A 25,692-nucleotide genomic window follows, 5' to 3' on the forward strand; every position below is an offset into this window, starting at 1 on the left:
GCGCGGTTTCATCGATTAGTGGCCAGGACTTAATTTACTAATTGCAACCATCGTGCCCGAAATTTGATAAAGGCTGGCTTTACCATGCATTTTTTAGAAAAAATAAATAAGCCATTATTTTTTATAAATTTTTATTTATGGCATTTTTGTCATCCAGCCCCATGCAGGAGAATCTACCAGCGACTAGGGGACGGTGGCTGCTGGAATATCAGCAGAGATAAAACAGTTGCTGCTGCTGAAAGAACGCTATGAAATTTTATGGCTCAGCTCCTTGGAGCTTGAGGAGTTCGACAACTAACAGCTGGCGCTAACCAGAAACCCCAGATCAGGTGCTCCGCGCCAGATTGTTTAGAAGTTGATGGTGACCGTGCCGCGAATCATGCGCGGCTCGACCGGGTGGCGCAGAATGCCGTTTACCGGCTCTGCCTCGTCTGATAGACGCGACTCGTAGGCGTAAGCAATGTCGCTGCCTTGAGAATCCAGGATGTTAAATACATCGACTTCAAGCTTGTAATGGTTTTGTTTGTACCCCGCACCGATATTCAGAATGCTGGTATCGCCCTGCCAAAGTCCTCCGGCCTCATCCAACGGTACATCGCCGAAGTGGCGCAGCCTGACGGTGCCGAACAAGCCATTGGCTGCCTCGACTACCGCTCCCGCACTAAACACGCGCCCCACCGAATTAGGAATATAGTTGGCGCCTGCCCGCAAGTCTTCAAAACGCGACTTAGTCCAGGCAAAGTCGGCATCCAGCGTCAGCCAATCGGCAGGCTTATAGTAGTTGGTCCACTCCACGCCGTAACGTTGCGACCCGCCAGCTGGTTCGGTCGTGCCGGAATCGCCGACGAATATCAGCTCGCCGTTACTTTGCAGCCACCATAAGGCGACCGTCGACTTCAAGCCCGAAATAACATTACTGCGTACGCCGAGCTCGCCACCACGCGACCAAACCAAGGGCTTAACGGTTTCCACCGCCGCGCCGTTATCCGGATCAACCCGAATCGCGGTACCGCGGGCATCGTTCGAATGATAGCCGTAACCCATATTGATGAAGGCTTCGCTGTCATACCAAGGACCGAGAATGAGGCTCAGCTTAGGACTGACGATGGCCGCATCCTTATTGCCGGAATTAAGCGAATTGGAGCGGCTACTGACATCGAAATTAAAGAAGTCGCTACGCAAACCGGCAATGGTTCGAAATTTTTCCAGCCAATGAGTTTGATTTTTGATGTAAAGGCCGACGCTGGTTTCACTAACGTCATCGATTCGCTCGCCCACCCCATCTTCAACTGTCGCAAGCTCGTTGCGCGTTTGCGTTCTAGCCATGCGTATCCCCATCAGTTCGTCATGCCGCAGTTGTAGGCCGACGGTGTTGTCCATGTCGAAACCCAACAGACGGTCGTAACGGGTATGATCTACATTGCCGCCGACTTGTACCCGGCGCTCGTGTTGCCAGATTTGATCGCCTTCCGGACCCAAGGTATAGCCGGAATAATTCGAGTACAGATTGACATCGGTATACAACGCATAGATGTTGGCGTCGTTTTTCCAGTCCTCGCCTTTATGCCAAAAATTGGATGCCAGGCTATAGCGATTGGTGTTGCCGCCGTCGCTATTGTCCATGGCATCGTACAAACCGATGCGGCCATCGCGAACCGCACGATCCGGAATTTGGTTGGTCGCCATCCAACCGGCATGGTAGGCCTTGCCGTTGATCGACACGCCCCAGTCGTCCTTGTCGACGCTATAACGAATCATGCCATTGAATTTACCGAGATCTTCCGGCTGCCGCCAAACCCCATCGTATAAATGAAATTCGCCGGCATACAGCAGATCGCCATCGCCAACAGGGGTCGAATTGGCGGCCATGCCGCGGTAGTAGCCGTATTCGCCGGCGGTAAATTTGACCAAAGCCTGATCCAATTTATGCTTGGTATGTATACGAGCATAACCGGCGGCGGAAAAGTCGCCCACTTCGGCATAATACGGCCCCTTGCCGTAATCGATTTTATCCACCAGTTCGGGAATAATGCTGTTCAAATCCAGATACCCCTGGCCGTGGGCATGGGTAGGCATGTTCATCGGAATGCCGTCGACATTGACCGAAAAGTCGGTGCCGTGATCGAGATTGAAACCGCGCAGAAAAAATTGATTAGCCTTGCCGCTACCGCTGTGCTGAGTAGCCACGGCGCCGGGAATGACTTCCACCAACTCGCCGGCTCTCGACATCGGACGGTATTCGAATTGCGCTTGACCGACTTCGCCTTGCGAGGCGGAGCCGGCAATGCCAAGCAAGGTACGGCCTCTGCCCGCGTGTACTTCTATGTTATCCAGCTCGGTAATGTTCTCGCTTTCCTCGCAGATGGCTAAATCGGGAAAAATTAGCGGTCCAATAGCCAGGATGATGTGTTTTGTGATTTTGCCGGTATTCGTATTCATGGATGCTTGATCTGATGATTCGTATAACGAGAAAAAGCATCATCCATGCCAACTCTTATGCCGGAATAAAATAAGAGCTACTTAACCCGCGTAAGGCCGAACGCATTGCGGATCGCCTTACGGCATACGCCCTACGCAGACAGGTTAAAGACGCAATACCAAACAGCAATGTCTAAATCATGAATTCACCTGACATACGGCTGAATAGGGAAAATGGCTTAGCCTGGAATTGCGAAAACCTTGGGAAAACTTTAGCTTTGGTTTTTTAAGGATTTCAGTCGTGTTACTGAGTGAATCAGGTTTTGTTAGCCCAAAGCAAGCAGCATCAAACCATTTGGTATTACTCAGCCATAACCCTTGATACTCAACACCCAACTCTTGGTTGATAAAAATTGTTTTCCGCTGTTGGGCATCCATAAACACCAATCGGTTGTTAGGCCCAATTTTAGCGGCGAGATGTTGTTGAAACGATTTGCTATGCAGTATTTTCGGGGTGTGCTGCAATAGAGGGGTCAAGTAATCATTTGCGATATGCCAACTATCAGAGCGGCCGGGCAGACGACAATGGATGTTCAGGGTGCCATTGTGGGCCATATAAATCGATTTCGTCACTTGCAACGGGTGTGTATTCGTTCTGGTTATGTCGCCCCGCGTACGTAAACGAAGATGTATAACGCATTCATGTTTTGCCATCTGCAAATAAGCGCGGCGCAATTCATCAAAGTTAGTGTACTGTTGCCTATGGATACTGATTTTTTGCGGGCCAGTGAATGCCATTAAACCATAACCATCAGAATTGTATTGGCTTGCCGAATGCAACAAGTCTAAGTGAACTTGCGCCCCTTTGGGTTGATGAATAATTAGACACATAATGTTCTGCAACTATTGGTATTTTGGGCTTTATGACGATGGCATGAGGTACCATAAAGTACTCAGCCGATTAGAAAACGCTATATGGGAAGTAAAAGCATTATTGGTGCCAAAAACTCAAGCTTGTCAAGCACAGCCTTAACTAATGCCTAGATCGCCCGAAACACCTCAGAGCGAAGAGTGGCTTATCTGGTCTGCTATTCAGGAAGCACTTATGAAACCAGGCGTTTTGGATGATTGAAGTTACTAACATTGCTCATATCTAAACAGCGTAACAGCAGGCGCCGTTGGATACTCAGCAATTTTTTGCAGCATATGGTGTGCTAATGCCCTTTTCGTAAACGGAGGGTATAAGCTTATAAAGGCTCATCTCGTCGCACTTCTTCCTTGAAGTCGGCCAATAAACCTTCCGCTCGCTCGTCGATAAAACCACTCTGTTCCGCTTTAATCAGTTCAAACAAATACGCTCGATTTCGGGAAACAAAACAAGAGCCACTCCGCGCTTCAAGCCCATCCATCAACCAAAACTGCTCGTTGGCGTACACCCTGCAAACACTAACTGTTGATTGCCAAACAGCCGCAATCGTTCAGACTGTATAAACCGCCGGCATACCGGTACAAGCAACTTGGCATGTATTTTGTATTGAAACCCTTATTCAATTGAGCATTTCAATTCCGATTCTCGAATTTACCTATCCATCATCGAACACCGTGCAACCGACCCACATGCATTCCAAACTCGTGACAGAATCCAACACCCGTTCCGAAAAAACCCGACACCGTTTGCTGATTGCCGCCAGCCGCATATTCGCCGAAAAGGGATTTCAGGAAGCCACCATCGCCGACATTTGTAAACAGGCCGACGCCAACATCGCCTCGGTCAACTACCATTTCGGCGACAAGGAGAGCCTTTATCTGGAAGCCTGGCGCTTTGCCTTTAACCGAGAGTTGGCGATATTTCCGGCGGATGGTGGCGTCAGCCAACAGGCGACCGCGGAAGAACGGCTGGCGGGCCGCATCAAATCACTGATTAAACGGGTGGCCGACGATCAGTCGTATTCGTTTGTGATCATTCATCGGGAAATGGCGCACCCAACCCGCTTGCTGGCCGACATTATGGAAAAGGAAATCAACCCGCAGCGGATGCAGATGCTAAACCTATTAAAAGAATGCGTCGGCAACGACGCCAGCGAACGGCAAATTCTGTATTGCCACGCCAGCATCATGGGCCAATGTTTTCAGTTGCTACGCTTGAAGCACTTGAAAAACGCCCGGCCGCAACCGGCCCATCCGATTGATCCGAATGAAATCGAAGGATTTGCCGAACATGTGGTTCGCTTCTCCCTGGCCGGTATTCAGGCGCTTCGCCCCCAAACATTCAACTAATCGTTTCCTCTATGTCTCTCAATATCCCTCGGGACTCTTCCAGCCCGCGCCCTGCACTTCGCCGGTATCTATTTCCCAGCTCGTTGCTGGCTCTAGTCATCCTTGGCGCGGGTTTTTACTTGCAGCAATCGGGTTCAACGCCGGTGGATGCCGGCAAACCAGCCGAAGGGCGGCAAGGCCGGTTCCGCGATTCCGACGACGCACCGATCCCGGTAGCGGTTGAAACCGCCCGTCGCGGCGATTTCCCGGTTTATTTGACCGGCCTGGGCACGGTGACCGCATTAAAAACCGTGACCGTGCGCCCGCGCGTCGGTGGCGAACTGATCCGGGTAACCTTCAACGAAGGCCAGTGGGTCAAGCAAGGTGAATTACTGGCTGAAATCGATCCGCGACCGTTCCAGATTCAATTGCAGCAAGCCGAAGGTCAGTTGCTGCGCGACGAAGCCTTAATGAAAAACGCTGAAATAGACCACGAACGCTACAAGACCCTGCTGGAGCAGGATTCCATCGCCGCCCAGCAAACCGCCACCCAGGAAGCCTTGGTAAAGCAATATCGGGGCAACGTGGAAATGGACAAAGCCCAAGTCAATAACGCCAAACTGCAACTCGATTACGCCAAACTCACCGCGCCGATTGCCGGCCGCGTGGGCTTACGCCAAATCGATCAAGGCAATATCGTCCAAGCCAACGATATCAACGGCTTGGTGGTCATCACCCAACTACAACCGATCGATGTGGTGTTTACCCTTCCGGAAGATAAGCTGCAAGCGGCGATTCAGCGCTGGCGGGCCAATCCCTCGATCAAAGTCGAGGCCTACGACCGCGGCGGCAAAATCAAACTGGCCGACGGCCAATTGAAAGCCATCGACAACCAGATTGATCCCAGCACCGGTACCATCAAGCTCAAGGCGCAATTCGACAATCGCGAACAAACTCTGTTTGCCAATCAATTCGTCAACATCAAAATGCAGCTCGATCACTTAAAAGATGTCACGCAAGTCTCGGCGGCCTCCATTCAACACGATAACGACGGTGCCTATGTTTTCGTCGCCATGCCGGACAACACCATACAACAACGCCGGGTAACTCTCGGCCCCACGGAGGCCGGCAAGGTGGCGGTATTAAACAATCTGGCCGCGGATGAATGGGTGGTGATCGATGGCGTGGATAGACTCAAGCCAAGCAGTCGAATCGACATCGCCGAACAAGACGGTATCGCCGTGGCCGCCAAACCGGAAATCCAGGATAAGCCCGCCCGCAAATCCCGCAACCGCGACCGGAATTCCTGAATATGAGCAGTCCATCGTTTTCCGGCTTCAATCCATCCCGGCTGTTCATATTGCGGCCGGTTGCTACCTCTTTGCTGATGGTGGCGCTGTTACTGGTCGGCATCCTGGCCTACCGATTGCTGCCGGTATCGGCATTGCCGCAAGTGGATTACCCGACCATTCAGGTAGTCACGCTATATCCCGGCGCCAGCCCGGATGTGATGACCTCGATTATCACCGCGCCATTGGAACGCCAGTTCGGCCAGATGCCTGGGCTCGCGCAAATGTCGTCGACCAGTTCGGCCGGTGCTTCGGTGATCACGCTGCAGTTCGGCTTGAATCTGGATCTGGATGTCGCGGAGCAAAACGTACAGGCGGCAATTAACGCCGCCAGCAACTTCTTGCCCAACGATCTGCCTCAAGCCCCGCTTTACAGCAAGGTCAATCCGGCAGATAGCCCGATCATGACCCTGGCGATCAGCTCCAAGGCCTTGCCCTTGTTCAAAATCGAGGATCTGGTCGATACCCGGCTGGCGCAAAAAATCGCCCAATTACCGGGCGTCGGCATGGTGTCGATCAGCGGCGGGCAACGGCCGGCGGTACGCATCCAGGCCAACCACAACGCCCTGGCCGCCTACGGTTTGAGCCTGGAAGACGTCCGTAGCGCGATTGCCGCCGCCAACGTCAATCAACCCAAGGGCATGTTTAACGGCCCATTACGCTCGGCTATTATCGACAGTAACGACCAGTTAAAGTCGGCGGCGGAATATCGCGATTTGGTGGTGGCTTACCGTAACGGCGGCCCGGTGCGATTGATTGATGTTGCCAATGTGGTGGACGGCGCGGAAAACGTGCGTCTGGCGGCCTGGGCCAACGACAACGCGGCAGTGATTGTCAACATCCAACGCCAACCAGGCGCCAATGTGATCGAGGTGGTCGACCGGATTAAGGAACTGCTGCCAAAGCTACGGGCCGCGCTGCCGCAAAATGTGGAAGTGACCGCGCTAACCGACCGTACCGTCACCATCCGCGCCTCGGTGCATGACGTGCAATTTGAATTGCTGCTGGCGGTGGCGCTGGTGGTGATGGTGATTTTCCTGTTTCTGCGCAATTTGCCGGCCACCATTATTCCCGGCATCGCCGTACCCTTGTCGTTGATCGGCACCTTTGCCGTGATGTATCTGGCCGAATTCAGCATTAACAACCTGACCCTGATGGCGCTGACCATCGCCACCGGCTTCGTGGTCGATGACGCCATCGTGGTGATTGAAAACATTTCCCGTTACATCGAACGCGGCGAATCGCCGTACATGGCCGCCTTGAAAGGCTCGGAACAAATCGGTTTTACCATCATCTCGTTGACCTTTTCATTGGTGGCGGTATTGATTCCACTGTTGTTCATGAGCGATGTGGTCGGCCGCCTGTTCCGCGAATTCGCCATTACGCTGGCGGTGGCGATATTGATCTCCGCCGTGGTATCGCTGACGCTGACGCCGATGATGTGCGCCAAGTTGCTGCATCCCGGCAATGCGCATAGCGATCCCGAACAACTGGGCGACGGCTGGTTCGACCGATTAATCAACAGCTATGGCCGCAGCCTTAACTGGGTCATGCAACGCCAAACCGCAACCTTACTGGCGTTTTTTGTCACCGTGGGCTTGACCGTGGCGCTGTACATCGTCATTCCCAAGGGCTTCTTCCCGATCCAGGATACCGGCATCATTCAAGGTTTTTCCGAGGCACCGCAAACCATTTCCTTCCAGGGCATGGCCGAGCAACAACAGCAACTGGCCAAAATCATCCTGGCCGATCCGGCGGTCGAAAGTCTGTCGTCGTTCATTGGGGTGGACGGCATCAATACCACGCCCAATAGCGGCCGTTTTTTGATCAACCTGAAACCAAAAGCGCAACGCCCCTCGGCCACCGAAGTTATCGCCCGCCTGAAAAACAGACTTAGTGAACACGACGAGGCGACCCTGTATTTACAGCCGGTACAGGACCTGACCATGGAAAATCGGGTCAGCCGCACTCAATACCAGTTCACCCTCGAAACGCCGGATGTGGAAGTGTTAAACCAGTGGACCCAAAAATTGGTTAGCAAATTAACCAGCCTGCCTGAGTTGGCGGACGTCGCCAGCGACGTGCAGGATCAAGGCCGGCAAGTTTATGTCAACATCGACCGCGCCACCGCCAGCCGCTTGGGCGTCAGTACCGCCGCGGTCGACAACGCCTTGTACAACGCTTACGGCCAACGGCTGGTGTCGACCATATTCACCCAGGCCAATCAATACCGGGTGGTGCTGGAAGTCGACCCCAGCGAGCAACATGACCCGCAAGCCTTGACTCAACTGCGCATTCCGTCCGACAACGGTAGCCAAATTCCGCTATCGGCCATTGCCGAATTGTCCGAACGCCCCACCAGCTTGGCCATTAGTCATCTGGACCAGTTTCCGGTCACCACGCTGTCGTTTAACCTTGGAGCGGATGCGGCGCTGGGCGATGCGGTAAGAGCCATCGAAAAGGCCAAGCAGGGCATCGGTTTTCCGCTCGGTATTCGCAGCCGCTATCAGGGTGCCGCCCAGGCTTTCAATGCTTCCTTGGACGACACCTTATGGCTGATCCTGGCGGCAATTGTGACAGTGTATATCGTATTGGGCGTGTTGTACGAGAGTTACATCCACCCCATCACCATTCTATCCACTCTGCCCTCGGCCGGTGTCGGCGCATTGTTGGCGCTGATGCTGGCCGGCAACGACTTAAATATCATCGGCATCATCGGCATCATTCTACTGATCGGCATCGTCAAGAAAAACGCCATCATGATGATCGATTTTGCGCTGGAGGCCGAGCGCAAGCAAGGATTACCGCCCGCCGAAGCCATTGTTCAGGCCTGTTTGTTACGCTTTCGCCCTATCCTGATGACCACGCTGGCCGCCCTACTCGGCGCCCTGCCGTTGATGCTGGGCAGCGGTGTCGGTTCCGAGTTGCGTAATCCGTTGGGTATCAGCATGGTCGGCGGTTTATTACTCAGCCAATTATTGACGCTGTACACCACCCCGGTGATCTACTTGGCGATGGACAGGCTGGCAAAACGTGTCGGAAACCGCCTGAAGCTGAATTCGAACCAGACCGGTGCCGGAGAATCACCATGACGTTTTCCGGTTTGTTCATCCAGCGACCGGTGGCCACCACACTGCTGACCATTGCCATCGCGCTGGCCGGCCTGCTGGCTTTCGGCCGCCTGCCGGTAGCGGCGTTGCCGCAAGTCGATTTTCCAACCCTCAGCGTCTCGGCCCAATTACCGGGCGCCAGCCCGGAGACTATGGCGGCAACAGTGGCGACACCGTTGGAACGGGCATTAGGCCGTATCGCCGGCATTACCGAAATGACCTCCAGCAGTTCGCTCGGCAACACTCGCATTACTCTGCAATTCGACCTAAACCGGGATATCAATGGTGCCGCCCGCGACGTGCAGGCGGCTATCAATGCCGCATCGAGCCTATTGCCAAGCAACATGCCCAGCCGCCCCAACTACCGGCGCGAAAATCCGTCCGATTCGCCCATCATGATTCTGTCTTTAACCTCCGACACGGTCAGTCACGGACGCTTGTATGACTTGGCTTCGACGATTTTGGCCCAAAAATTTTCGCAGGTCCCCGGTGTCGGCCAGGTGCAGATCGGCGGCGGCGCCTTGCCGGCGGTGCGGGTGGAACTGAATCCGAATGCATTGCATCACTACGGCATAGGACTGGAAGATGTGCGTAACACCATCAACCAGACCAACGTCACCCGCCCCAAGGGTGCGTTGGAGAGCAACGGACAACGCTGGCAGATCCAGGCTAACGATCAAGCGCGCAAGGCCGAGGATTATCTGCCGCTGATCGTCAGTTATCGAAACGGGGCAGCGGTCCGTATCGCCGATTTGGGGAACGCGATCGATTCGGTCGAGGATTTACGCAATACCGGCCTGAAAAACGATAAACCGGCAATATTGCTGATCATACGCAAGCAGCCAACCGCCAACGTCATCGAAACAATCGATCAACTCAAGGCACTGTTGCCCAGCTTAAGCACCAATCTGCCCGGCGATGTCGAACTATCGGTGGCGTCGGACCGCTCGATGACCATCCGCACCTCCATAGCGGAGGTCGAACATGCCTTGCTCCTGGCCGTTGGCCTAGTGATGCTGGTGGTACTGCTGTTCCTGCGCAGTCCACGCTCGACCCTGATCCCGATTGTGGCGGTGCCGGTTTCGCTGCTCGGCGCCTGCGGAGTCATCTATGTCTGCGGTTATAGCCTGAACAATCTGACTTTGATGGCGCTGACCATCTCCACCGGTTTTGTAGTCGACGATGCGATCGTGGTACTGGAAAATGCCAGCCGCCATATCGAAAAAGGCCTCTCGCCATTCAAGGCCTCCTTGCTGGCGGTTGGCGAAGTTGGGTTTACCGTACTGGCGATGAGCCTGTCGCTGATTGCGGTTTTTGTCCCGATATTGCTGATGGGCGGCGTGGTGGGACGCTTGTTTCGCGAATTCGCCGTCACCCTGTCCGCCGCCGTGTTGGTGTCCTTGCTGATTTCGTTGACGACTACGCCGATGCTCTGTTCACGTTGGCTGAGCAAACAAAACCAGGCTCATGGCTCTGCGTACCGTTGCATCGGCAATCTTTTCGACCGAATCCAGCTGCTTTACCAGCGCTCACTGGCCAAAGCCTTGCAACACAGCCGGGTAATGTTACTGATCTTGTTGGCGACCATCGGCTTTAATGTCTATTTGTATAGCGTGATTGATAAAGGTTTTTTCCCGACCCAGGATGGCGGCAGACTGATGGGCGACATCCAGACCGATCAAGGCGCCTCGTTCGCGGCCGTACAGCGCAAGTTGTTCGAATTTTCCAGCCTGATTCAGCAGGATCCGGCGGTGGATAATGTAGTTGGTTTTGCCGGCGGCGACCGGAGCGGTGCCAGCATGTTCATCAACCTGAAACCCCATCAACAGCGCGATAGCATAGAACAAGTCCAAGACCGGCTCAGAAAACGCCTGGACCGGATTCCCGGCGCCAAGTTACGTCTGTTTCCGTCTCAAGAATTACGTATCGGCGGCCGCTCTTCGGGCGGGCTGTTCGAATACGCCCTACAAAGCGATGATCTTGGCTTACTGCGGGAATGGACTCCCAAGGTGGTCAATGCCTTATCGAAACTGCCGGATTTGAAGGACGCAAATACTAACCAACAGGACAAGGGCCAGCAAATCAGCCTGCAAGTCGATCGCGAACTGGCGACCCGTTACGGCGTCAGTCAGGCCATGATCGACGCCAGCCTCAACGACGCCTTCGGCCAACGTCAGGTGTCGGTGATCTACAATCCGCTGAATCAATACCGGGTGGTGATGGAATTGGCGCCGGAATACTGGCAAAGTCCGGAAGCCTTACAACAACTTTATATCAATGTCCCCGATCAACCTAACACGACCGGCACGCCATCGGTACCGAGCCAAGTACCGTTGTCCGGCATCGCCCGGTTTGCGCCCACCAATACCGCGCTGACCGTCAATCATCAAGGACAATTCGCCGCCACCACCGTGTCGTTTAATCTGGCCCCCGGCTCTTCCTTGTCGCAGGCCACCGAATCGATTGAGCGGACCCTGCGCGAAATTGGGGTTCCGGCTTCGATTCAAGGCAGTTTTCAAGGCTCGGCCAAGGCTTTTCAGGAATCCTTGCGTAATCAGCCCTGGCTGATTTTAGCGGCCTTATTGAGCATCTATATCGTGCTGGGCATCTTGTACGAAAGCTATATCCACCCGCTGACCATTCTTTCCACGCTGCCGTCGGCCGGTGTAGGCGCTCTACTGGCCTTGATGGCTTGCAAAACCGAATTCAGCATCATCGCCCTGATTGGCGTGATTCTGCTGATCGGCATCGTCAAGAAAAACGCCATCATGATGATAGATTTTGCCCTGCAACTGGAACGCCAACAAGGGCTCAATTCGCGGGATTCGATCTTTCAAGCCTGCTCGCTACGCTTTAGGCCAATCATGATGACCACCTTTGCCGCGCTGTTCGGGGCCTTGCCGCTGGCTATCGGTAGCGGCTACGGCGCGGAACTGCGTCAACCGCTGGGGATTGCCATCGTCGGCGGCCTATTATTCAGTCAACTGCTGACCCTGTACACCACGCCCGTGGTTTATCTGTATCTGGACCGCCTGCGGCTGTGGAACCTGCGCCGCAAAACCGGCATCACGGCCGCTTCCGCTTCCGCTTCCCCCATTGTTTAACCTTGAGACTTGCATGCGTTTTCGCCCGAACCAACCCGTTCTGTCCCTATTGATCTCTGTCATGCTGACCGGCTGCACGGTGGGCCCGGACTATGTTCGCCCGCAAGCCCCGATACCCGAAGAATTCAAGGAACTCAAGGGGTGGAAACCGGCGCAGCCGCGTGACGATTCATTATCCGTCGGCTGGTGGCAAATATTCGACGACCCGCGGCTACATGCGCTGGTGGAACAAGTCGCGACTGCCAATCAATCGATTTTGCAAGCCGAGGCTCAATACCGGCAAGCACAACATCTGGTACAGGGCGCGCAAGCGGCTTATTTGCCGATCATCAATACCAGCCTTACGGCTAGCCGGTTCCAGGCCGCCACCGGCCAAAACGTGGCGGTGACCGGCGTGCGGAATTTGTTCGGCCAGGCCTTGGGCATCGCCTGGGAGCCGGATTTATGGGGCGGCGTCAGCAGGCAAGTCGAAGCCAATACCGGCAACGCCCAAGCCAGCGCCGCCACCGTGCAAGCCATGAGACTGTCGCTTCAGGCGTTATTGGTGGACAACTATTTCCAGATACGGGTACTGGATGCACAAAAAGCAGTATTGGATGAGACCGTCAAGGCTTACGACAAAACCCTGACCATCACCCGCAATCGTTATGCGGTTGGCGTGCTGGCCAAAACCGATGTTGTCCAAGCGGAATCGCAATTGGAAACCGTCCGCGCCCAAGCCATCGATTTGGGGGTTCAGCGCGCCAAGCTGGAACACGCTATTGCCGTGCTGATCGGTAAGCCGCCGGCCGAGTTGTCGATTACCGCGGAATCGTTTAGCGTGGAACCGCCGGCCATTCCAATCAGTCTGCCCTCGGAATTACTGGAACGCAGACCCGACATCGCCGCGGCCGAACGCAAAATGGCCGCCGCCAACGCTCAGATCGGTGTCGCCAAGGCCGCTTATTTTCCGACCCTGAACCTGGCGGCGACCAACGGCTTCCAGTCGACAACCGCCGATACATTGTTCACCATGGCTCGCCGCTATTGGGCGCTGGGACCCGCCGGAGCGGCGCTTACGTTGTTTGACGGTGGCGCGAAAAACGCCCAGTACAAACAGGCCATCGATGCCTACGACGCCAGTGTTGCGGCTTATCGGCAAACGCTGCTGAACGGGTTTCAGGAGGTCGAGGATAATCTAGCCGCGACACGGATTCTGGATCAGGAAAAACAGGTGCGCGACAAGGCGGTCGCCGCCGCGAAACAGGCACTCGCTTTGACGATGAACCAGTATCAAGCCGGCACGGCCGATTATCTGAATGTGATGGCCTCGCAAACCGTGGCACTGAACAACCAGCTGGCTGCCGCGCAGTTGCAGGGCCAGCGCTTTAGTGCCTCGGTGCAACTGATCAAGGCCCTGGGCGGTGGCTGGCGGGAAAGCCAATTACCCACCCCGGAACAAGCCGATGGCGAAACCCAATGGACGGATTATTTAATCTTTCCGGTAGAGTAATCGTCAGCCGTTCCGTTCGGGCCGGGTTACTGTGAAAGTAAAAATTGGGCGGGCGCGATTGCTTGTTGGGCAGGCGTCGGCAGCAAGGATGCCGAGCCTTGATGAGCGTTAGATTGAATCACTCGCAACTGCTGACTCAGCAACAGCTTAGAAGCAATCGCCCCGTGAAACTGATGCTCTACAAACAGCTTCGCTCGTCCCCACCCTGGTGACTCGACGCACTCATCTTCTTTCCCGCCGGCCCGCCACATTTGCCGCAACAATAATCACATATAAAACAATTACCTACGCACGCACCCCAAAAGCATCGCCTCGAACCAGACCACTTTCAACATCCCTGGCACGACTCGTGCACTACCTATGATGCTTGGTGCTAAATAAACCGTGCCGACGGCGTGAGTGGAACGTCCCGGTATTGTTTATCAAATTTCGCGAGTGGAAAACTTGATAAGCAAGGTTTATTTGGCACCGCTCCAACAATGCTCAGCCATCAAACGATCGGGTTAAAAACCATCGTATCAACTGAGCGAGACGTTACGCGATTTCATTGACAACGAGGAATATCGTCATGAGCAGCCCTGTAGCCACACTATCTAAATTCGAGCCAACCCGGGATTTTCTGGACTGGGAACCCGCTGTCTCGCCCAATCGAAAAGCTTCGTTTCAGTCAGTTCCGGATAAGTTGCTCGCGGCAAGCAGCAACATCCCCTTGGGAAATTTCAAGTACACCAGCGACAACCATGACCGCAAGTTAAGCGATTATTTGTTTTTGGGCGTGCTGTCGTTTCTGGTTCATACCACGGTTGTCGATCAGTTCGACCACATTGCCCTGGAACAGGAAATCATCGAACCGGCCAAACCGTTGCCCCAGGTACAAATATCCCTATCCAGGCCGCAGCCCAAACCGGTTGCGCCACCTCCTCCGCTGGCAAAACCCAAGCCGCCGGTACAAAAAGCCGTGCCGTTGAAACCACAAAAACCCAAGCCGGTTCAAAAAGTGGTTGAAGAAGTTCCGACTCCCGCGCCAATGCCTGTTATAGACAATGCGCCGGCGGTATCGGCACCGGCGCCCGCCGCGCCTCCCGCGCCGGTGGTGGAAGAGAAAGTCACCGCCCCATCGGCCGGCGCCGATTATCTGAACAACCCAGCCCCCGAATATCCCGAAATCGCGATGGATAGAGGCTGGGAAGGCAAAGTGCTGATGAAGGTACATGTTCAACCCGACGGCCGCCCCGATAGTGTCAGCGTTATCAAGTCCAGCGGCCAAAAAGTGCTGGACGACGCCGCGGTCAAAACCGTTAACAAATGGTCCTTTGTGCCGGCTAAACGCGGCGATACGCCAATAGCCGGCTGGGTGACCGTTCCCATTACTTTTAACTTATCTTGAGGTATAAACATGTCTGATATTGCAACCAGTGTCATCGTCGATGGCACGCTCAACACCCTGATTGGCGCCTCCATCGTCACCTGGTCCTTGATCCTGATCAAGGGCATCCAGCATCTGAGGATTTCCTATCACAACCGGAGTTTTAGCAAACGGTTCTGGGGCGCGCCGAACATTCAAGCCGCCGCCCGTTTGGAAGATCAGCAGGGACCGGCCGCGCGCGTTGCCGGCATCGGTTTCGATACCCTGATTGAAACCGATAGCGGCGCCACCACCCACGACCTGGAACACACCTGGGACAGACAAGAGCTGCTAGACCGCAGATTGCGCCAGCAAATGCAAAAGGAACGCGGCTCGTTGGAAAGCGGTTTGGCGGTATTGGCTACTATCGGCAGCATCTCGCCGTTCGTGGGTTTGTTCGGTACGGTGTGGGGCATCATGGGCGCCTTGACCAATATCAGCAAGACCGGTTCCGCCAGCCTGGAAGTGGTCGCCGGCCCGATCGGCGAAGCCCTGATTGCTACCGCCGTGGGTATTGCGGTGGCGGTTCCGGCGGTGGTCGGCTACAACTTTTTCATTCGCCGCAATAAAGTAGTCTGGGCGTTTCTGGATGACTTTGCCATCGACTTTGTGCATTTGGCGCTGAAAAGCTCATTCCTGATCTCGCGCCAGGAAGGCAAGCAGTCGCCCGCGGCCGCGCGCTTGAGCGAAATCAACGGCGGCAAAAAGCCCGCGATTAAAGACAGCCACGATGAATTTTCATCCGCGAAGGAGGCGCACGCTTAATGGCATTCAATACTAAGGAAGATGGCGGCGACGACGTGATGGGCGAGATCAATGTAACGCCGCTAGTGGACGTCATGTTGGTGTTGTTGGTGGTATTCATCGTGACCGCTCCGTTATTGACCAACGCGGTTCATGTCAACTTGCCGAAAACCGCCGAAACCGCGCCGCCAGAGGAGAAAGCCGCCGTTTACCTAAGCGTCGACGCGCAAGGCAAGATTTTCATCGATAAGCAGGAAATTGCGGTCGAGGCGGTCGAAAACGAATTGAAAAACCGCAAGGCCGCCGACCCTGAGCTGGCCTTGAATCTGAACGCGGACGATGCGGTGCGATACGGTATCGTCGCCAAGGTCATGTCATCGATCGAACGCGCCGGCGTAACCAAACTGGCGGTGCTGACCGCGCCGCAATAACTCAACGCATCAATCTCTCCCCATTGCCGCCGAAAGTTTCCCAAACACGGCGCAACGGGGAATAACCCGCTATCCATTTTTCTATCCTAAGGAGTACCACAATGCCTTCAAAAACCTGGCAACACCGTCTATTGCCGTTAGTTGCCGCCATCGGCCTGCTGTCCAATGTACAAGCCGCCGAAGACCTGACGCCGGCGATTCCGGGCGTGGCCGACGCCGGCAGCAAGATCGAATTTATCAAGGACGGTTTCGACGGCACGGAAGGCCCGATCGGCCTGCCCGACGGCAGCGCCCTGTTCACTGAAACCAAAGCCAACCGTATTACCCGGATTGGGCCGGACAACAGCATCTCGACCTTTCTGGAAAACACCAACGGTGCGAACGGTTTGGCGTTCACGCCGTCCGGCGAGCTGGTAGCGGTACAGAACCTCAATCCTAGAGTCGGCGTTATTTTTCCGGCCGGCAAGGAAAAAACCCTGGCCGACAAATTCGAAGGGACGGTTTTCCAACGGCCCAACGATTTGGTCCTGGCTCAAAACGGCAATATTTATTTTAGCGACATCGGCACTCGTTCGACGCCGGAAAATCCCAATCCGCCAGTCTCGAAACCGGGGGTTTTTCATATCAGTCCGGCCGGCACCTTGAAACGGGTCGCCGCCGACATTGAAAGACCGAATGGCGTCCAACTCAGCACCGACGAAAAAACCCTGTATGTCGCCAATACCGCCGGTGAACATATTCTGGCCTACGACATCGGCGCCGATGGCTCTATCGGCAACAAACGCAATTTTGCCCAACTGAAAGGCTGGAGCCGATCTGAAAACGGCTGGTCCAGCGGTGCCGACGGCTTGGCGGTCGATGCGGAAAACCGCCTGTATGTGGCCTCGAACTCCGGCGTGGAGGTTTTTGACGCTAAAGGCCAGGCGCTCGGCGTGATTCCGCTGCCGAAAAAACCACAGAATCTGGCCTTTGCCGGCCAGGACAAGAAAACCTTGTTCGTGGTTGGGCGCGGCGCGGCCTACAAAATTGCCCTGAAAACTCCGGGCTATGCGGGACGGGCAAAATAAATCCTACTTTCTAATCGCCAACCGAATACATTCAAGGAGCTATTCATGGCACGCAAAACGGCGGATGACTTTCATCCGGAAACATTGCAAATTTTCGACAAATACGTCCACGGCGACATTTCACGGCGAGATTTCTTATCTTCGATTCCTAAATACGCGTTGCTCGGACTTAGCGCGGAAGCCTTGTTGGAGGCTTTGAATCCTAACTTTGCCGAAGCCCAGCAAATCAACGGTAACGACCCGCGCATCACAGCCCGCTATGTGGAATATCCCTCCCCCCAAGGCAACGGCAGGATACGCGGCTATCTGGTGCAGCCGGCAAAATTCAGCGGCAAACTGCCGACGGTATTGGTCATTCACGAAAACCGGGGCCTGAACCCACACATCGAAGACATTGCTAGACGCTTGGCCTTGGAAAACTTCATTGCCTTTGCCCCGGATGCTCTATTCACATTGGGCGGTTATCCGGGGGACGAAGATAAGGCCCGAGAATTGTTTCAAAAACTGGATAAAAACAAAACCCAGGCCGATTTTCTTGCGGCGGCACAAGCCTTGAAACACTTGCCCGCCGGTAACGGTAAAGTGGGAGCGGTAGGCTTTTGCTACGGCGGCGGCATTGTGAACTACCTGGCAACCAAAATTCCCGACCTGGCTGCGGCAGTCCCTTTTTACGGCGGCCAACCGCCCGTCGAAACGGTCGCCAATATCAAGGCTCCATTATTGATTCATTATGCCGGTACCGATGATCGTATCAACGCCGGCTGGCCGGCTTATGAAGCCGCTCTACAAAAAGCCGGCGTCAATTACGAGGCCCACATCTATCCTGGCGTGCAACACGGTTTCAACAACGACACCACGCCACGCTACGACGCCGCCACCGCGAAACTGGCCTGGGATCGCAGCGTCGGCTTTTTTAACGTCTACCTGCGCAATAATTAAATGGCTGGAAAAGATATGACAACATCGATTCCGGTGTGGGACTGGCCGTTGCGCCTGTTTCATTGGTTGCTGGCCTTAGCGGTTACCGGCGCTTACCTCACCGGCAGCCTGGGCGGCTCGTTGACGGATTGGCATAACCACTTCGGCAAATTAACCGTCGGCCTGTTAGTGTTCAGGTTGATCTGGGGGTTTGCCGGCAATAGTCATGCCCGATTCGCCAATTTTCTGCCAACGCCGGCCAACATTTCCCGCTACCTCAACGGCGAATGGCGGGAACATGGACACAATCCGCTCGGCGCCATGGCGGTTTTCACGATACTGATGTTATTGACCACCTTGGCGCTAACAGGCCTGTTTGCCAACGACGACATCGGCTTCGAAGGTCCACTATATGCGTTGGTCGACAAGGCATTCAGCGACAAATTGAGCGGTTGGCACGATAGCCTAGTGACTCCGTTGCTGATTCTGCTGGGTCTACACCTTAGCGCGATTAGCTTCTACCATTTTGCCAAGGGCATCGATCTGATCAAGCCGATGTTGACCGGCAACAAACAGGTCAACCACCAAACCCCGCCGCAGGTATCCGTTCAAGGTGCCGACGGGCTAACCATACTCGGCGCTCTGGTTCTTCCCGTGTTACTGACCGCGCTGATCTGGCATGGCGCCGGCTAAACACCTCATCCACATTTCGGATTTTTCAACCAAAGGAGATATACGCATGAAACAAAAACTCGCCCTAACCTTGACCTTGGGCGCGATGGCCACCGGTGCCTTGGCCGGGCCGCTTGAAGATCAAATTCGTTTTCGTCAATCGGCCTACGGCTTTTTAGGCTGGAACGCCGGCAAAATCAAGGCACAAACCGGCGATCATCCGGAAACCTACAATAAGGAACAAGTGATTGCGGCGGCCAATGCGATTGCCGCCGTGGCGAATTCAGGTTTGTTGGAATTGTACGGTCCCGGTTCGGACAAAGGCACCGGCTGGAAGGCCACCCGCTTGAAAGCGGAATTTTTCGAGAAACAGGACGAAGTCAAGCAGATTGAAGCCAGCTTTATCGCCGAAGCCAATCTACTGCAAACAGTAGCCGCCAGCGGCGATGTGGCAGAGATCAAAGCCCAATTCGGCAAAGTTGGGGCAACCTGTAAAAGTTGCCACGACTTGATTCGAGTCAGGGAATAATTCCAAACCTGCCCGTTATACCGGCAATGTCGGTGTAACGGGCCATTCCATTCCGGCCGGTTCAGGCGACTTCCTTTTCCACCAATTTGTTTTGGCTGTTCGGCAGCATGCCGTAAAGGCCAAGCTTATGTCTTAATACATTGCGGCTGATATCAAGCAAGCGCGCGGTTTGCACCTGATTGTTTTCGCAAAATTCGAAAGCCGAGCGAATTACGGTTTCTTCGATGACTTCGAATAATTTTGGCGGTGCTTGATCAAACAGGCGGTACAACGAACTTTCCAAGGATGCGGTAGAAACCGTTTGGCTTTGCTCGGCAACCCTAATGCCGGACAGCTTGAAATCCTCCGGCCGCAGGCAATTACCGGGGCAAACCAACAATGCCCGATGCACGGCATTTTCCAGTTCTCGAATATTGCCGGGCCAATCGTAATTCAACAATGCCTGTTCGGCGGCCTGGGATAATTTCACCTCGCCATAACCCAGCCTATCGGCATACATTTTCAGAAAATGGTGAGTCAACGGCAAGATGTCGCCGGGGCGATCCCGCAACGGCGCCAACTGGATGGCCGCCACATTAAACCGGTAATACAAGTCGGCGCGAAAATGCTGGGCCGCAACCGCCTCTTCCAGATTGACGTTGGTAGCGGCAATAATGCGCACATCAATCGGCACCGGCTGTCTTGAGCCGACTTTGACCACTTCCCGCTCTTGCAATACTCGCAATAACTTGGCTTGCAGCCCCAGCGGCAAGTCGCCCACTTCGTCCAAGAATAGACTGCCTTTGTGGGCGGTTTCGAACCAACCTTCCTTGCTGGAAATCGCACCGGTGAATGCGCCCTTTTCGTGACCGAACAATTCGCTTTCGATCAGATTTTCGCTGAGCGCGGCACAGTTCAGCGCGCCGAAGGTGTTGCCGCCGCGCGCGCTGAGCGCGTGAATATGCCGGGCCACCAATTCCTTGCCGGTGCCGGTCTCGCCGATGATCAGCACCGTCGCATCGCTGGGTGCAATGCGTTCGATTTGCTCCAGCAGCCGGCGCGATACCGGGTCTTCGAATACCAAGGCGGTGGCCCTAACCGAGAGTGCCAATGAGCGGGACTGCTGTTCGTCGAAAGCCAGTAACGAAGATGCATGAGTGCCATTGGCATCGCTAAAAGCAGGTTTGAAAACAGTATCCATGATGTGTGACTCGTTAAGAAAATAGAAAATTCGCTTTAGAGATTAAACCGGCCGAATGCGCCCCATCGGAAATGCTAATCTGACCAAAATCCAAGCGTTTGCAACCGTGCCGGCATCGCCAGAATCCGAATGCGACATGCCAAGCTAAACAGCAAATGCGGTGTTGCCACGAGTCTATTGGACGCTATTGTCCGGCAAGTCTCTAAGCAGTTTAAATCTCGGATACATAGTAGCCGGGACCGCATGTGCTGATAAAACGTTAATTTTCGAACTTTAAATCTAATTTAGGCATATTTAGAATTATTCATTTACGACTTCATCTGATTTTCCTGAACCTGCTTGACAGCCACGGCCAGGATCAAAGATACTCTTTCAACACCTAACAACTGCTGACCGGACCACCGGAAGCCAGAGTGCCACTTATTTCCGTAAGCGGCCTCTGGCTTTTTTTTGGCCTGACGAAACGCAAGGACACTGAAATGGCTCACTGGTACCCTGACAATTCACAATCAATCGGCAACACTCCCCTGGTAAAACTCAACCGGATTACCGATGGCGCGCCGGCGACGGTGTTGGCAAAAATAGAGGGCCGCAATCCGGCTTATTCGGTCAAATGCCGAATCGGCGCGGCAATGATCAACAATGCTCAACAGCGCGGGTTACTCGGGCCAGGCAAGGAATTGATAGAACCGACCAGCGGCAATACCGGCATCGCTCTGGCTTTTGTCGCCGCCGCGCGCGGTATCCCGCTGACACTGACCATGCCCGACACCATGAGCCTGGAGCGGCGCAAATTGCTGGTGGCCTACGGCGCCAAACTGATATTGACCGAAGGCGCCAAGGGCATGAAGGGCGCCATCGCCAAAGCCGAGGAAATCGCCGCTTCCGACCCCGGTCGCTATGTGCTGTTGCAACAGTTCAAAAACCCGGCGAACCCGCAAATTCACGAACACACCACCGGCCCGGAAATCTGGAAAGACAGCGACGGCGCCATCGATATATTGGTATCCGGCGTCGGTACCGGCGGCACCATTACCGGCGTATCCCGGTATATCAAACTCACCCAGCTCAAGCCTATCGTCTCGATCGCGGTGGAACCCGAAGCCAGCCCGGTGTTGAGCCAATACCGCTCGGGCCTGGAAATTGTCCCAGGCCCGCACAAGATTCAAGGCATCGGCGCGGGATTCGTTCCCGACGTGCTGGATTTATCCTTGGTCGATGCCGTCGAGCAAGTCAGCAACGATGATGCCATAGCCTATGCCCGGCGACTTGCGCGCGAGGAAGGCATATTGGCCGGCATATCCTGCGGCGCGGCCGTAGCCGTTGCGGTCCGAGTCGCCAAACGCCCCGAAAACATCGGCAAAACCATCGTCGTGATACTGCCGGATTCGGGTGAGCGCTATTTAAGCTCGGTGTTATTCGAGGGGCTATTCGATGCATCCGGAGTGGCGGTATGAGTGATTTTGCAGTGTCCTGGGGCGTCGATGCTTTAGTCGAGCAACTCAGAACGCTCAGATTGCAATCGCTGGAACACAGACAACGCCGTGAGCATCCACCCAAATTGCCGTCGAAAAAAATACTGAGTCAAATAGTCGACAAGCTGGGGGCCGTGCTGTTTCCCAACCGCCTGGGAATGCCGGACCTGAACGACGAAGGTATCGACTACTTCGTCGGCCACACCCTGGACAGCCTGCTCAAGCAATTGAATAAGCAAATCACCCTGGAATTGAAGTTCGTCGCCGAACAACAAGGTGCATCGGCCGACGTGCAATCACAATCCAGACAAATCACTGGCCAGTTTGCCGCGCAATTGCCTGCCATTAGGCTGTTGCTCGATAGCGATATTCAGGCCGCCTACGAAGGCGATCCCGCGGCATCGAGCGCCGACGAGGTTTTGGTGTGTTATCCCGGCATCACGGCGATGATTCATCACCGCATCGCCCATACCTTGTATCGGCTGGGCGCTCCGCTGGTGGCGCGCGTCATTACCGAAATCGCCCATTCGGCCACCGGCATCGACATCCATCCCGGCGCCGAAATCGGCGATAGTTTCTTCATCGATCACGGCACGGGTGTCGTCATCGGCGAAACCGCCGTCATCGGCAAGCGCGTTCGTCTGTATCAGGCTGTCACATTGGGCGCCAAACGCTTTGCCAAGGATGAAAACGGCCTATTGGTCAAAGGCAATATCCGCCATCCCATCGTCGAAGACGATGTGGTGATTTACGCCGGCGCCACAATTCTGGGCCGTATCACCATAGGCCGGGGCTCAGTGATTGGCGGCAATGTCTGGTTGACGCATAGCGTTGCTCCCGGCAGCCATATCAGCCAGGGCCAAACCCGAAACGAACTATTCACCGAAGGCGGCGGGATTTGAGTCCGCCATACAAAAACCACTTAAAAAACATCATCCATTCACCGAGGAAACATTATGTCCGATATTCATGAAGCCCATACCGCGTTAGGCGACGTCGCCGCGCGCACCTTATCGAACGCTACCAAAACCGTGCCCATGATGGGCACCATCACCCCGCGCTGGCTGGTGCACCTGTTGCAATGGGTGCCGGTCGAAGCGGGTATTTACCGGGTCAACCGGGTCAAAAGCGATACCAGCATTACCGTCGATTGCTCCAGCCTGGACGAAAAAGTCCTGCCGCAAACCTTCGTCGATTACGAGGAATGGGGCCGCGAATACCGCCTGAACGCGGTCAACACCGTGCTGGACGTGCATACACGCGTGGCCGATTTGTACAGCAGCCCGCACAACCAAATCCACGAACAGCTGCGTCTGACCATCGAAACGGTCAAGGAACGCCAAGAAAGCGAGTTGATCAACAACGCCGAATATGGCTTGCTGAACAACGTGGCACCTTCGCAAAAAGTGCAAACCCGCAAGGGCTCTCCTACCCCTGACGATCTGGACGAGTTGATCGCCCGCGTTTGGAAGGAGCCCGCGTTCTTCCTGGCCCATCCGCGCGCCATCGCCGCCTTCGGCCGCGAAGCCACCCGCCGAGGTACGCCGCCGCCGACCGTTTCCTTGTTCGGCTCCCAGTTCCTGACCTGGCGAGGCCTGCCGTTGATTCCGACCGACAAACTGAAAATTACCAATGGCAAATCCAATATTCTGTTACTGCGCACCGGTGAAAGCCGCCAAGGTGTAGTCGGATTGTATCAACCAAATCTGACCGACGAACTGAGCATGGGCTTGTCGGTACGTTTCATGGGCATCAACCACAAGGCCATTGCCTCTTACCTGGTGTCGCTGTACTGCTCGCTGGCGGTATTGACCGAAGACGCCATTGGCGTTTTGGAGAACGTCGAAGTGGACAACTACTATGACTACACATAACGCCGATTTAGCGGTCCTGGCGCAACAAGCATTGAGCGACGGCTCGGTCCCGGTCGGCTTGCCGGATACGGCCGAACTGACACGACTGGCTAATCAGTATTTCCAGGCCTTACCGAACGACGCGGACACGATCGATAACGTACCGGCTTCGGCCGCTTCCTCGGTAGCGGTCAGTTCGGTGCCGACAGGTTTCGACAGACGGCCTGGTATCGACGATGCCGGACTTTCGGCGTTGGTTCAGCGCCGTTCCGGTTCGCCGGGCGCATTGGATTTTGGCAACTTAACCACTTTATCCGCCGGCAGCGGCTTGGATCCGAAGTCCGGCGGCTCGGGGTTTTATTTTCTGAATGAGGCGCCGGCATTGGCCCGTATTGCTCAGTTACCCGGCCTGAGCTCGGCCCATCCACCGTTCGACGTGCATGCGGTGCGCCGCGACTTTCCTATACTGAAGGAGCGAGTCAACGGTTATCCCTTGGCCTGGCTGGATAACGCGGCCACGACCCAAAAACCGCAAGCGGTGATCGACCGGATATCGAAGTTTTATCAACACGAAAACTCCAACATCCATCGCGCGGCGCATGAGCTGGCCGCGCGTGCCACCGATGCCTACGAAGGCGCGCGCGAGATCGTTGCTCGCTTCATCAATGCCTCGTCATCTAGCGAAGTCGTGTTCGTGCGCGGTGCCACCGAAGCGATCAACCTGGTTGCGAAAAGCTGGGGCAAGCAAAACATAGCCGAAGGCGACGAAATCGTCATCAGCTGGCTGGAGCATCATGCCAACATCGTGCCCTGGCAACAACTGTGCGCGGAAACCGGCGCTGTACTGCGGGTGATTCCAGTCGACGACGATGGCCAAGTGATTCTAGCGGAATATCAAAAGCTGCTGAACAGCCGAACCAAGCTGGTGTCGTTTACCCAGGTTTCCAATGCCTTGGGCACCATCACCCCCGCGCAGGACATCATCGAACTTGCACATAGGGTTGGCGCCAAGGTATTGCTGGACGCCGCGCAATCTGTATCGCATATCAAGGTTGACGTTCAAGCCTTGGATTGCGACTGGTTGGTGTTTTCAGGACATAAAATCTTCGGCCCGACCGGTATCGGTGTTCTGTATGGCAAGGCCGACTTACTGGAAGCTACCCAGCCCTGGCAGGGCGGCGGAAATATGATTGAGGACGTCAGGTTTGAGAAAACGCTTTATCAGTCAGCTCCAGCCAGATTCGAAGCCGGCACCGGCAATATCGCCGATGCGGTGGGCTTGGGTGCGGCGCTGGAATATCTGAACCAGATCGGCATTCAGAATGTGGCCCGCTACGAGCACGAGTTGCTGGAGTATGGCATGCATGCCTTGCAAGCTATCCCCGGCGTACGTCTGATCGGTACCGCGAAGGACAAAACCAGTGTGCTGTCATTCGTGCTGGCCAACCATAGCACCCAGGATGTCGGCAAGGCGTTGAACGAGGCCGGTATCGCGGTACGCTCGGGCCATCACTGCGCCCAACCGATCTTGCGCCGCTTTGGATTGGAGGCCACGGTTCGGCCCTCACTGGCGTTTTACAATACCTACGAGGAAATCGATCGTCTGGCGTCGGTGGTGAAGCGTCTGCAGTGCGGCAAACGCAACTTTGTGATTTAACTCTCGGCCTTGGCCCACACAATACGGCAACT

19 protein-coding genes are annotated in these 25,692 nt (G+C 55.0%); 16 read left to right on the top strand and 3 right to left on the bottom strand.

Annotation, left to right across the window (positions count from 1 at the left end):
* Positions 1 to 348: 348 nt before the first annotated feature.
* Complete coding sequence (locus IVG45_RS07800) at positions 349 to 2,439, bottom strand: TonB-dependent receptor (RefSeq protein ID WP_196437270.1); 2,091 nt, start codon at positions 2,437 to 2,439, stop codon at positions 349 to 351.
* A gap of 177 nt (positions 2,440 to 2,616) precedes the next feature.
* Positions 2,617 to 3,309, bottom strand: coding sequence for a class II glutamine amidotransferase (locus tag IVG45_RS07805; RefSeq protein ID WP_196437271.1), 693 nt, complete (start codon positions 3,307 to 3,309; stop codon positions 2,617 to 2,619).
* Between the two features lie 726 nt (positions 3,310 to 4,035).
* Between IVG45_RS07805 and IVG45_RS07810 the strand changes: the two genes are divergently transcribed.
* The 12 genes from IVG45_RS07810 (at position 4,036) to IVG45_RS07865 (ending at position 19,495) form a co-directional block, all read left to right on the top strand.
* Complete coding sequence (locus IVG45_RS07810) at positions 4,036 to 4,695, top strand: CerR family C-terminal domain-containing protein (RefSeq protein WP_196437272.1); 660 nt, start codon at positions 4,036 to 4,038, stop codon at positions 4,693 to 4,695.
* A gap of 11 nt (positions 4,696 to 4,706) precedes the next feature.
* A complete protein-coding gene (locus IVG45_RS07815) occupies positions 4,707 to 5,984 on the top strand; it encodes an MdtA/MuxA family multidrug efflux RND transporter periplasmic adaptor subunit (protein ID WP_196437273.1) in 1,278 nt (425 codons plus the stop codon).
* 2 nt (positions 5,985 to 5,986) lie between these two features.
* A complete protein-coding gene (locus tag IVG45_RS07820) occupies positions 5,987 to 9,115 on the top strand; it encodes an MdtB/MuxB family multidrug efflux RND transporter permease subunit (RefSeq protein WP_196437274.1) in 3,129 nt (1,042 codons plus the stop codon).
* Positions 9,112 to 12,237 (top strand): multidrug efflux RND transporter permease subunit, encoded by a 3,126-nt coding sequence (locus IVG45_RS07825; RefSeq protein ID WP_196437275.1) that lies wholly within the window; start codon positions 9,112 to 9,114, stop codon positions 12,235 to 12,237. The genes IVG45_RS07820 and IVG45_RS07825 overlap by 4 nt, the downstream gene beginning before the upstream one ends.
* A gap of 13 nt (positions 12,238 to 12,250) precedes the next feature.
* Positions 12,251 to 13,729 (top strand): efflux transporter outer membrane subunit, encoded by a 1,479-nt coding sequence (locus tag IVG45_RS07830; protein WP_196437276.1) that lies wholly within the window; start codon positions 12,251 to 12,253, stop codon positions 13,727 to 13,729.
* A 568-nt stretch (positions 13,730 to 14,297) separates the two neighbouring features.
* The gene (locus tag IVG45_RS07835; RefSeq protein ID WP_196437277.1) at positions 14,298 to 15,116 is read left to right on the top strand and encodes an energy transducer TonB; all 819 of its coding nucleotides are present in this window, start codon (positions 14,298 to 14,300) and stop codon (positions 15,114 to 15,116) included.
* 9 nt (positions 15,117 to 15,125) lie between these two features.
* Entirely contained in the window at positions 15,126 to 15,899 is a 774-nt protein-coding gene (locus IVG45_RS07840) for a MotA/TolQ/ExbB proton channel family protein (RefSeq protein WP_196437278.1), read from the top strand.
* Positions 15,899 to 16,309: an ExbD/TolR family protein gene (locus IVG45_RS07845; protein ID WP_196437279.1), complete on the top strand. Its 411-nt coding sequence runs from the start codon at positions 15,899 to 15,901 to the stop codon at positions 16,307 to 16,309. Before IVG45_RS07840 ends, IVG45_RS07845 begins: the two co-directional genes overlap by 1 nt.
* Before the next feature lie 101 nt (positions 16,310 to 16,410).
* On the top strand, positions 16,411 to 17,376 hold the full coding sequence (locus IVG45_RS07850) for an SMP-30/gluconolactonase/LRE family protein (protein ID WP_196437280.1): 966 nt from the start codon (positions 16,411 to 16,413) through the stop codon (positions 17,374 to 17,376).
* Between the two features lie 45 nt (positions 17,377 to 17,421).
* Positions 17,422 to 18,315 carry a dienelactone hydrolase family protein gene (locus tag IVG45_RS07855; protein WP_196437281.1) on the top strand — a complete coding sequence of 298 codons (894 nt, stop codon included), beginning with the start codon at positions 17,422 to 17,424 and terminating at the stop codon, positions 18,313 to 18,315.
* A 15-nt stretch (positions 18,316 to 18,330) separates the two neighbouring features.
* The gene (locus IVG45_RS07860; RefSeq protein ID WP_196437282.1) at positions 18,331 to 18,987 is read left to right on the top strand and encodes a cytochrome b/b6 domain-containing protein; all 657 of its coding nucleotides are present in this window, start codon (positions 18,331 to 18,333) and stop codon (positions 18,985 to 18,987) included.
* Between the two features lie 46 nt (positions 18,988 to 19,033).
* On the top strand, positions 19,034 to 19,495 hold the full coding sequence (locus IVG45_RS07865) for a c-type cytochrome (protein ID WP_196437283.1): 462 nt from the start codon (positions 19,034 to 19,036) through the stop codon (positions 19,493 to 19,495).
* Positions 19,496 to 19,556: 61 nt separating this feature from the next.
* On the opposite strand, the gene IVG45_RS07870 is transcribed toward IVG45_RS07865, so the two are convergent.
* Positions 19,557 to 20,675 (bottom strand): sigma-54 interaction domain-containing protein, encoded by a 1,119-nt coding sequence (locus IVG45_RS07870; protein ID WP_196437284.1) that lies wholly within the window; start codon positions 20,673 to 20,675, stop codon positions 19,557 to 19,559.
* A gap of 479 nt (positions 20,676 to 21,154) precedes the next feature.
* Here IVG45_RS07870 and cysK point away from each other — a divergent pair, with 479 nt between their 5' ends.
* The 4 genes from cysK to IVG45_RS07890 are packed head-to-tail and all read left to right on the top strand — an operon-like array spanning position 21,155 to position 25,660.
* A complete protein-coding gene (cysK, locus tag IVG45_RS07875) occupies positions 21,155 to 22,132 on the top strand; it encodes a cysteine synthase A (protein WP_196437285.1) in 978 nt (325 codons plus the stop codon).
* Positions 22,129 to 23,052 (top strand): serine O-acetyltransferase EpsC, encoded by a 924-nt coding sequence (epsC, locus tag IVG45_RS07880; protein ID WP_196437286.1) that lies wholly within the window; start codon positions 22,129 to 22,131, stop codon positions 23,050 to 23,052. Before cysK ends, epsC begins: the two co-directional genes overlap by 4 nt.
* A gap of 54 nt (positions 23,053 to 23,106) precedes the next feature.
* Positions 23,107 to 24,024: a family 2A encapsulin nanocompartment shell protein gene (locus tag IVG45_RS07885; RefSeq protein ID WP_196437287.1), complete on the top strand. Its 918-nt coding sequence runs from the start codon at positions 23,107 to 23,109 to the stop codon at positions 24,022 to 24,024.
* On the top strand, positions 24,011 to 25,660 hold the full coding sequence (locus IVG45_RS07890) for a family 2A encapsulin nanocompartment cargo protein cysteine desulfurase (protein ID WP_196437288.1): 1,650 nt from the start codon (positions 24,011 to 24,013) through the stop codon (positions 25,658 to 25,660). The genes IVG45_RS07885 and IVG45_RS07890 overlap by 14 nt, the downstream gene beginning before the upstream one ends.
* Positions 25,661 to 25,692 lie beyond the last annotated feature (32 nt).

Origin of the sequence: Methylomonas sp. LL1 (assembly GCF_015711015.1) — a bacterium.
In the GTDB taxonomy this organism is placed as follows: domain Bacteria; phylum Pseudomonadota; class Gammaproteobacteria; order Methylococcales; family Methylomonadaceae; genus Methylomonas.

Coding starts and splice junctions, on each gene's coding strand:
- IVG45_RS07885 (WP_196437287.1), top strand. CDS start 23,107: ATGTCCGATATTCATGAAGCCCATACCGCGTTAGGCGACGTCGCCGCG.
- IVG45_RS07820 (WP_196437274.1), top strand. CDS start 5,987: ATGAGCAGTCCATCGTTTTCCGGCTTCAATCCATCCCGGCTGTTCATA.
- IVG45_RS07845 (WP_196437279.1), top strand. CDS start 15,899: ATGGCATTCAATACTAAGGAAGATGGCGGCGACGACGTGATGGGCGAG.
- IVG45_RS07810 (WP_196437272.1), top strand. CDS start 4,036: ATGCATTCCAAACTCGTGACAGAATCCAACACCCGTTCCGAAAAAACC.
- IVG45_RS07890 (WP_196437288.1), top strand. CDS start 24,011: ATGACTACACATAACGCCGATTTAGCGGTCCTGGCGCAACAAGCATTG.
- IVG45_RS07805 (WP_196437271.1), bottom strand. CDS start 3,309: ATGTGTCTAATTATTCATCAACCCAAAGGGGCGCAAGTTCACTTAGAC.
- IVG45_RS07855 (WP_196437281.1), top strand. CDS start 17,422: ATGGCACGCAAAACGGCGGATGACTTTCATCCGGAAACATTGCAAATT.
- IVG45_RS07835 (WP_196437277.1), top strand. CDS start 14,298: ATGAGCAGCCCTGTAGCCACACTATCTAAATTCGAGCCAACCCGGGAT.
- IVG45_RS07830 (WP_196437276.1), top strand. CDS start 12,251: ATGCGTTTTCGCCCGAACCAACCCGTTCTGTCCCTATTGATCTCTGTC.
- IVG45_RS07840 (WP_196437278.1), top strand. CDS start 15,126: ATGTCTGATATTGCAACCAGTGTCATCGTCGATGGCACGCTCAACACC.
- IVG45_RS07815 (WP_196437273.1), top strand. CDS start 4,707: ATGTCTCTCAATATCCCTCGGGACTCTTCCAGCCCGCGCCCTGCACTT.
- IVG45_RS07825 (WP_196437275.1), top strand. CDS start 9,112: ATGACGTTTTCCGGTTTGTTCATCCAGCGACCGGTGGCCACCACACTG.
- IVG45_RS07865 (WP_196437283.1), top strand. CDS start 19,034: ATGAAACAAAAACTCGCCCTAACCTTGACCTTGGGCGCGATGGCCACC.
- epsC (WP_196437286.1), top strand. CDS start 22,129: ATGAGTGATTTTGCAGTGTCCTGGGGCGTCGATGCTTTAGTCGAGCAA.
- cysK (WP_196437285.1), top strand. CDS start 21,155: ATGGCTCACTGGTACCCTGACAATTCACAATCAATCGGCAACACTCCC.
- IVG45_RS07860 (WP_196437282.1), top strand. CDS start 18,331: ATGACAACATCGATTCCGGTGTGGGACTGGCCGTTGCGCCTGTTTCAT.
- IVG45_RS07850 (WP_196437280.1), top strand. CDS start 16,411: ATGCCTTCAAAAACCTGGCAACACCGTCTATTGCCGTTAGTTGCCGCC.
- IVG45_RS07800 (WP_196437270.1), bottom strand. CDS start 2,439: ATGAATACGAATACCGGCAAAATCACAAAACACATCATCCTGGCTATT.
- IVG45_RS07870 (WP_196437284.1), bottom strand. CDS start 20,675: ATGGATACTGTTTTCAAACCTGCTTTTAGCGATGCCAATGGCACTCAT.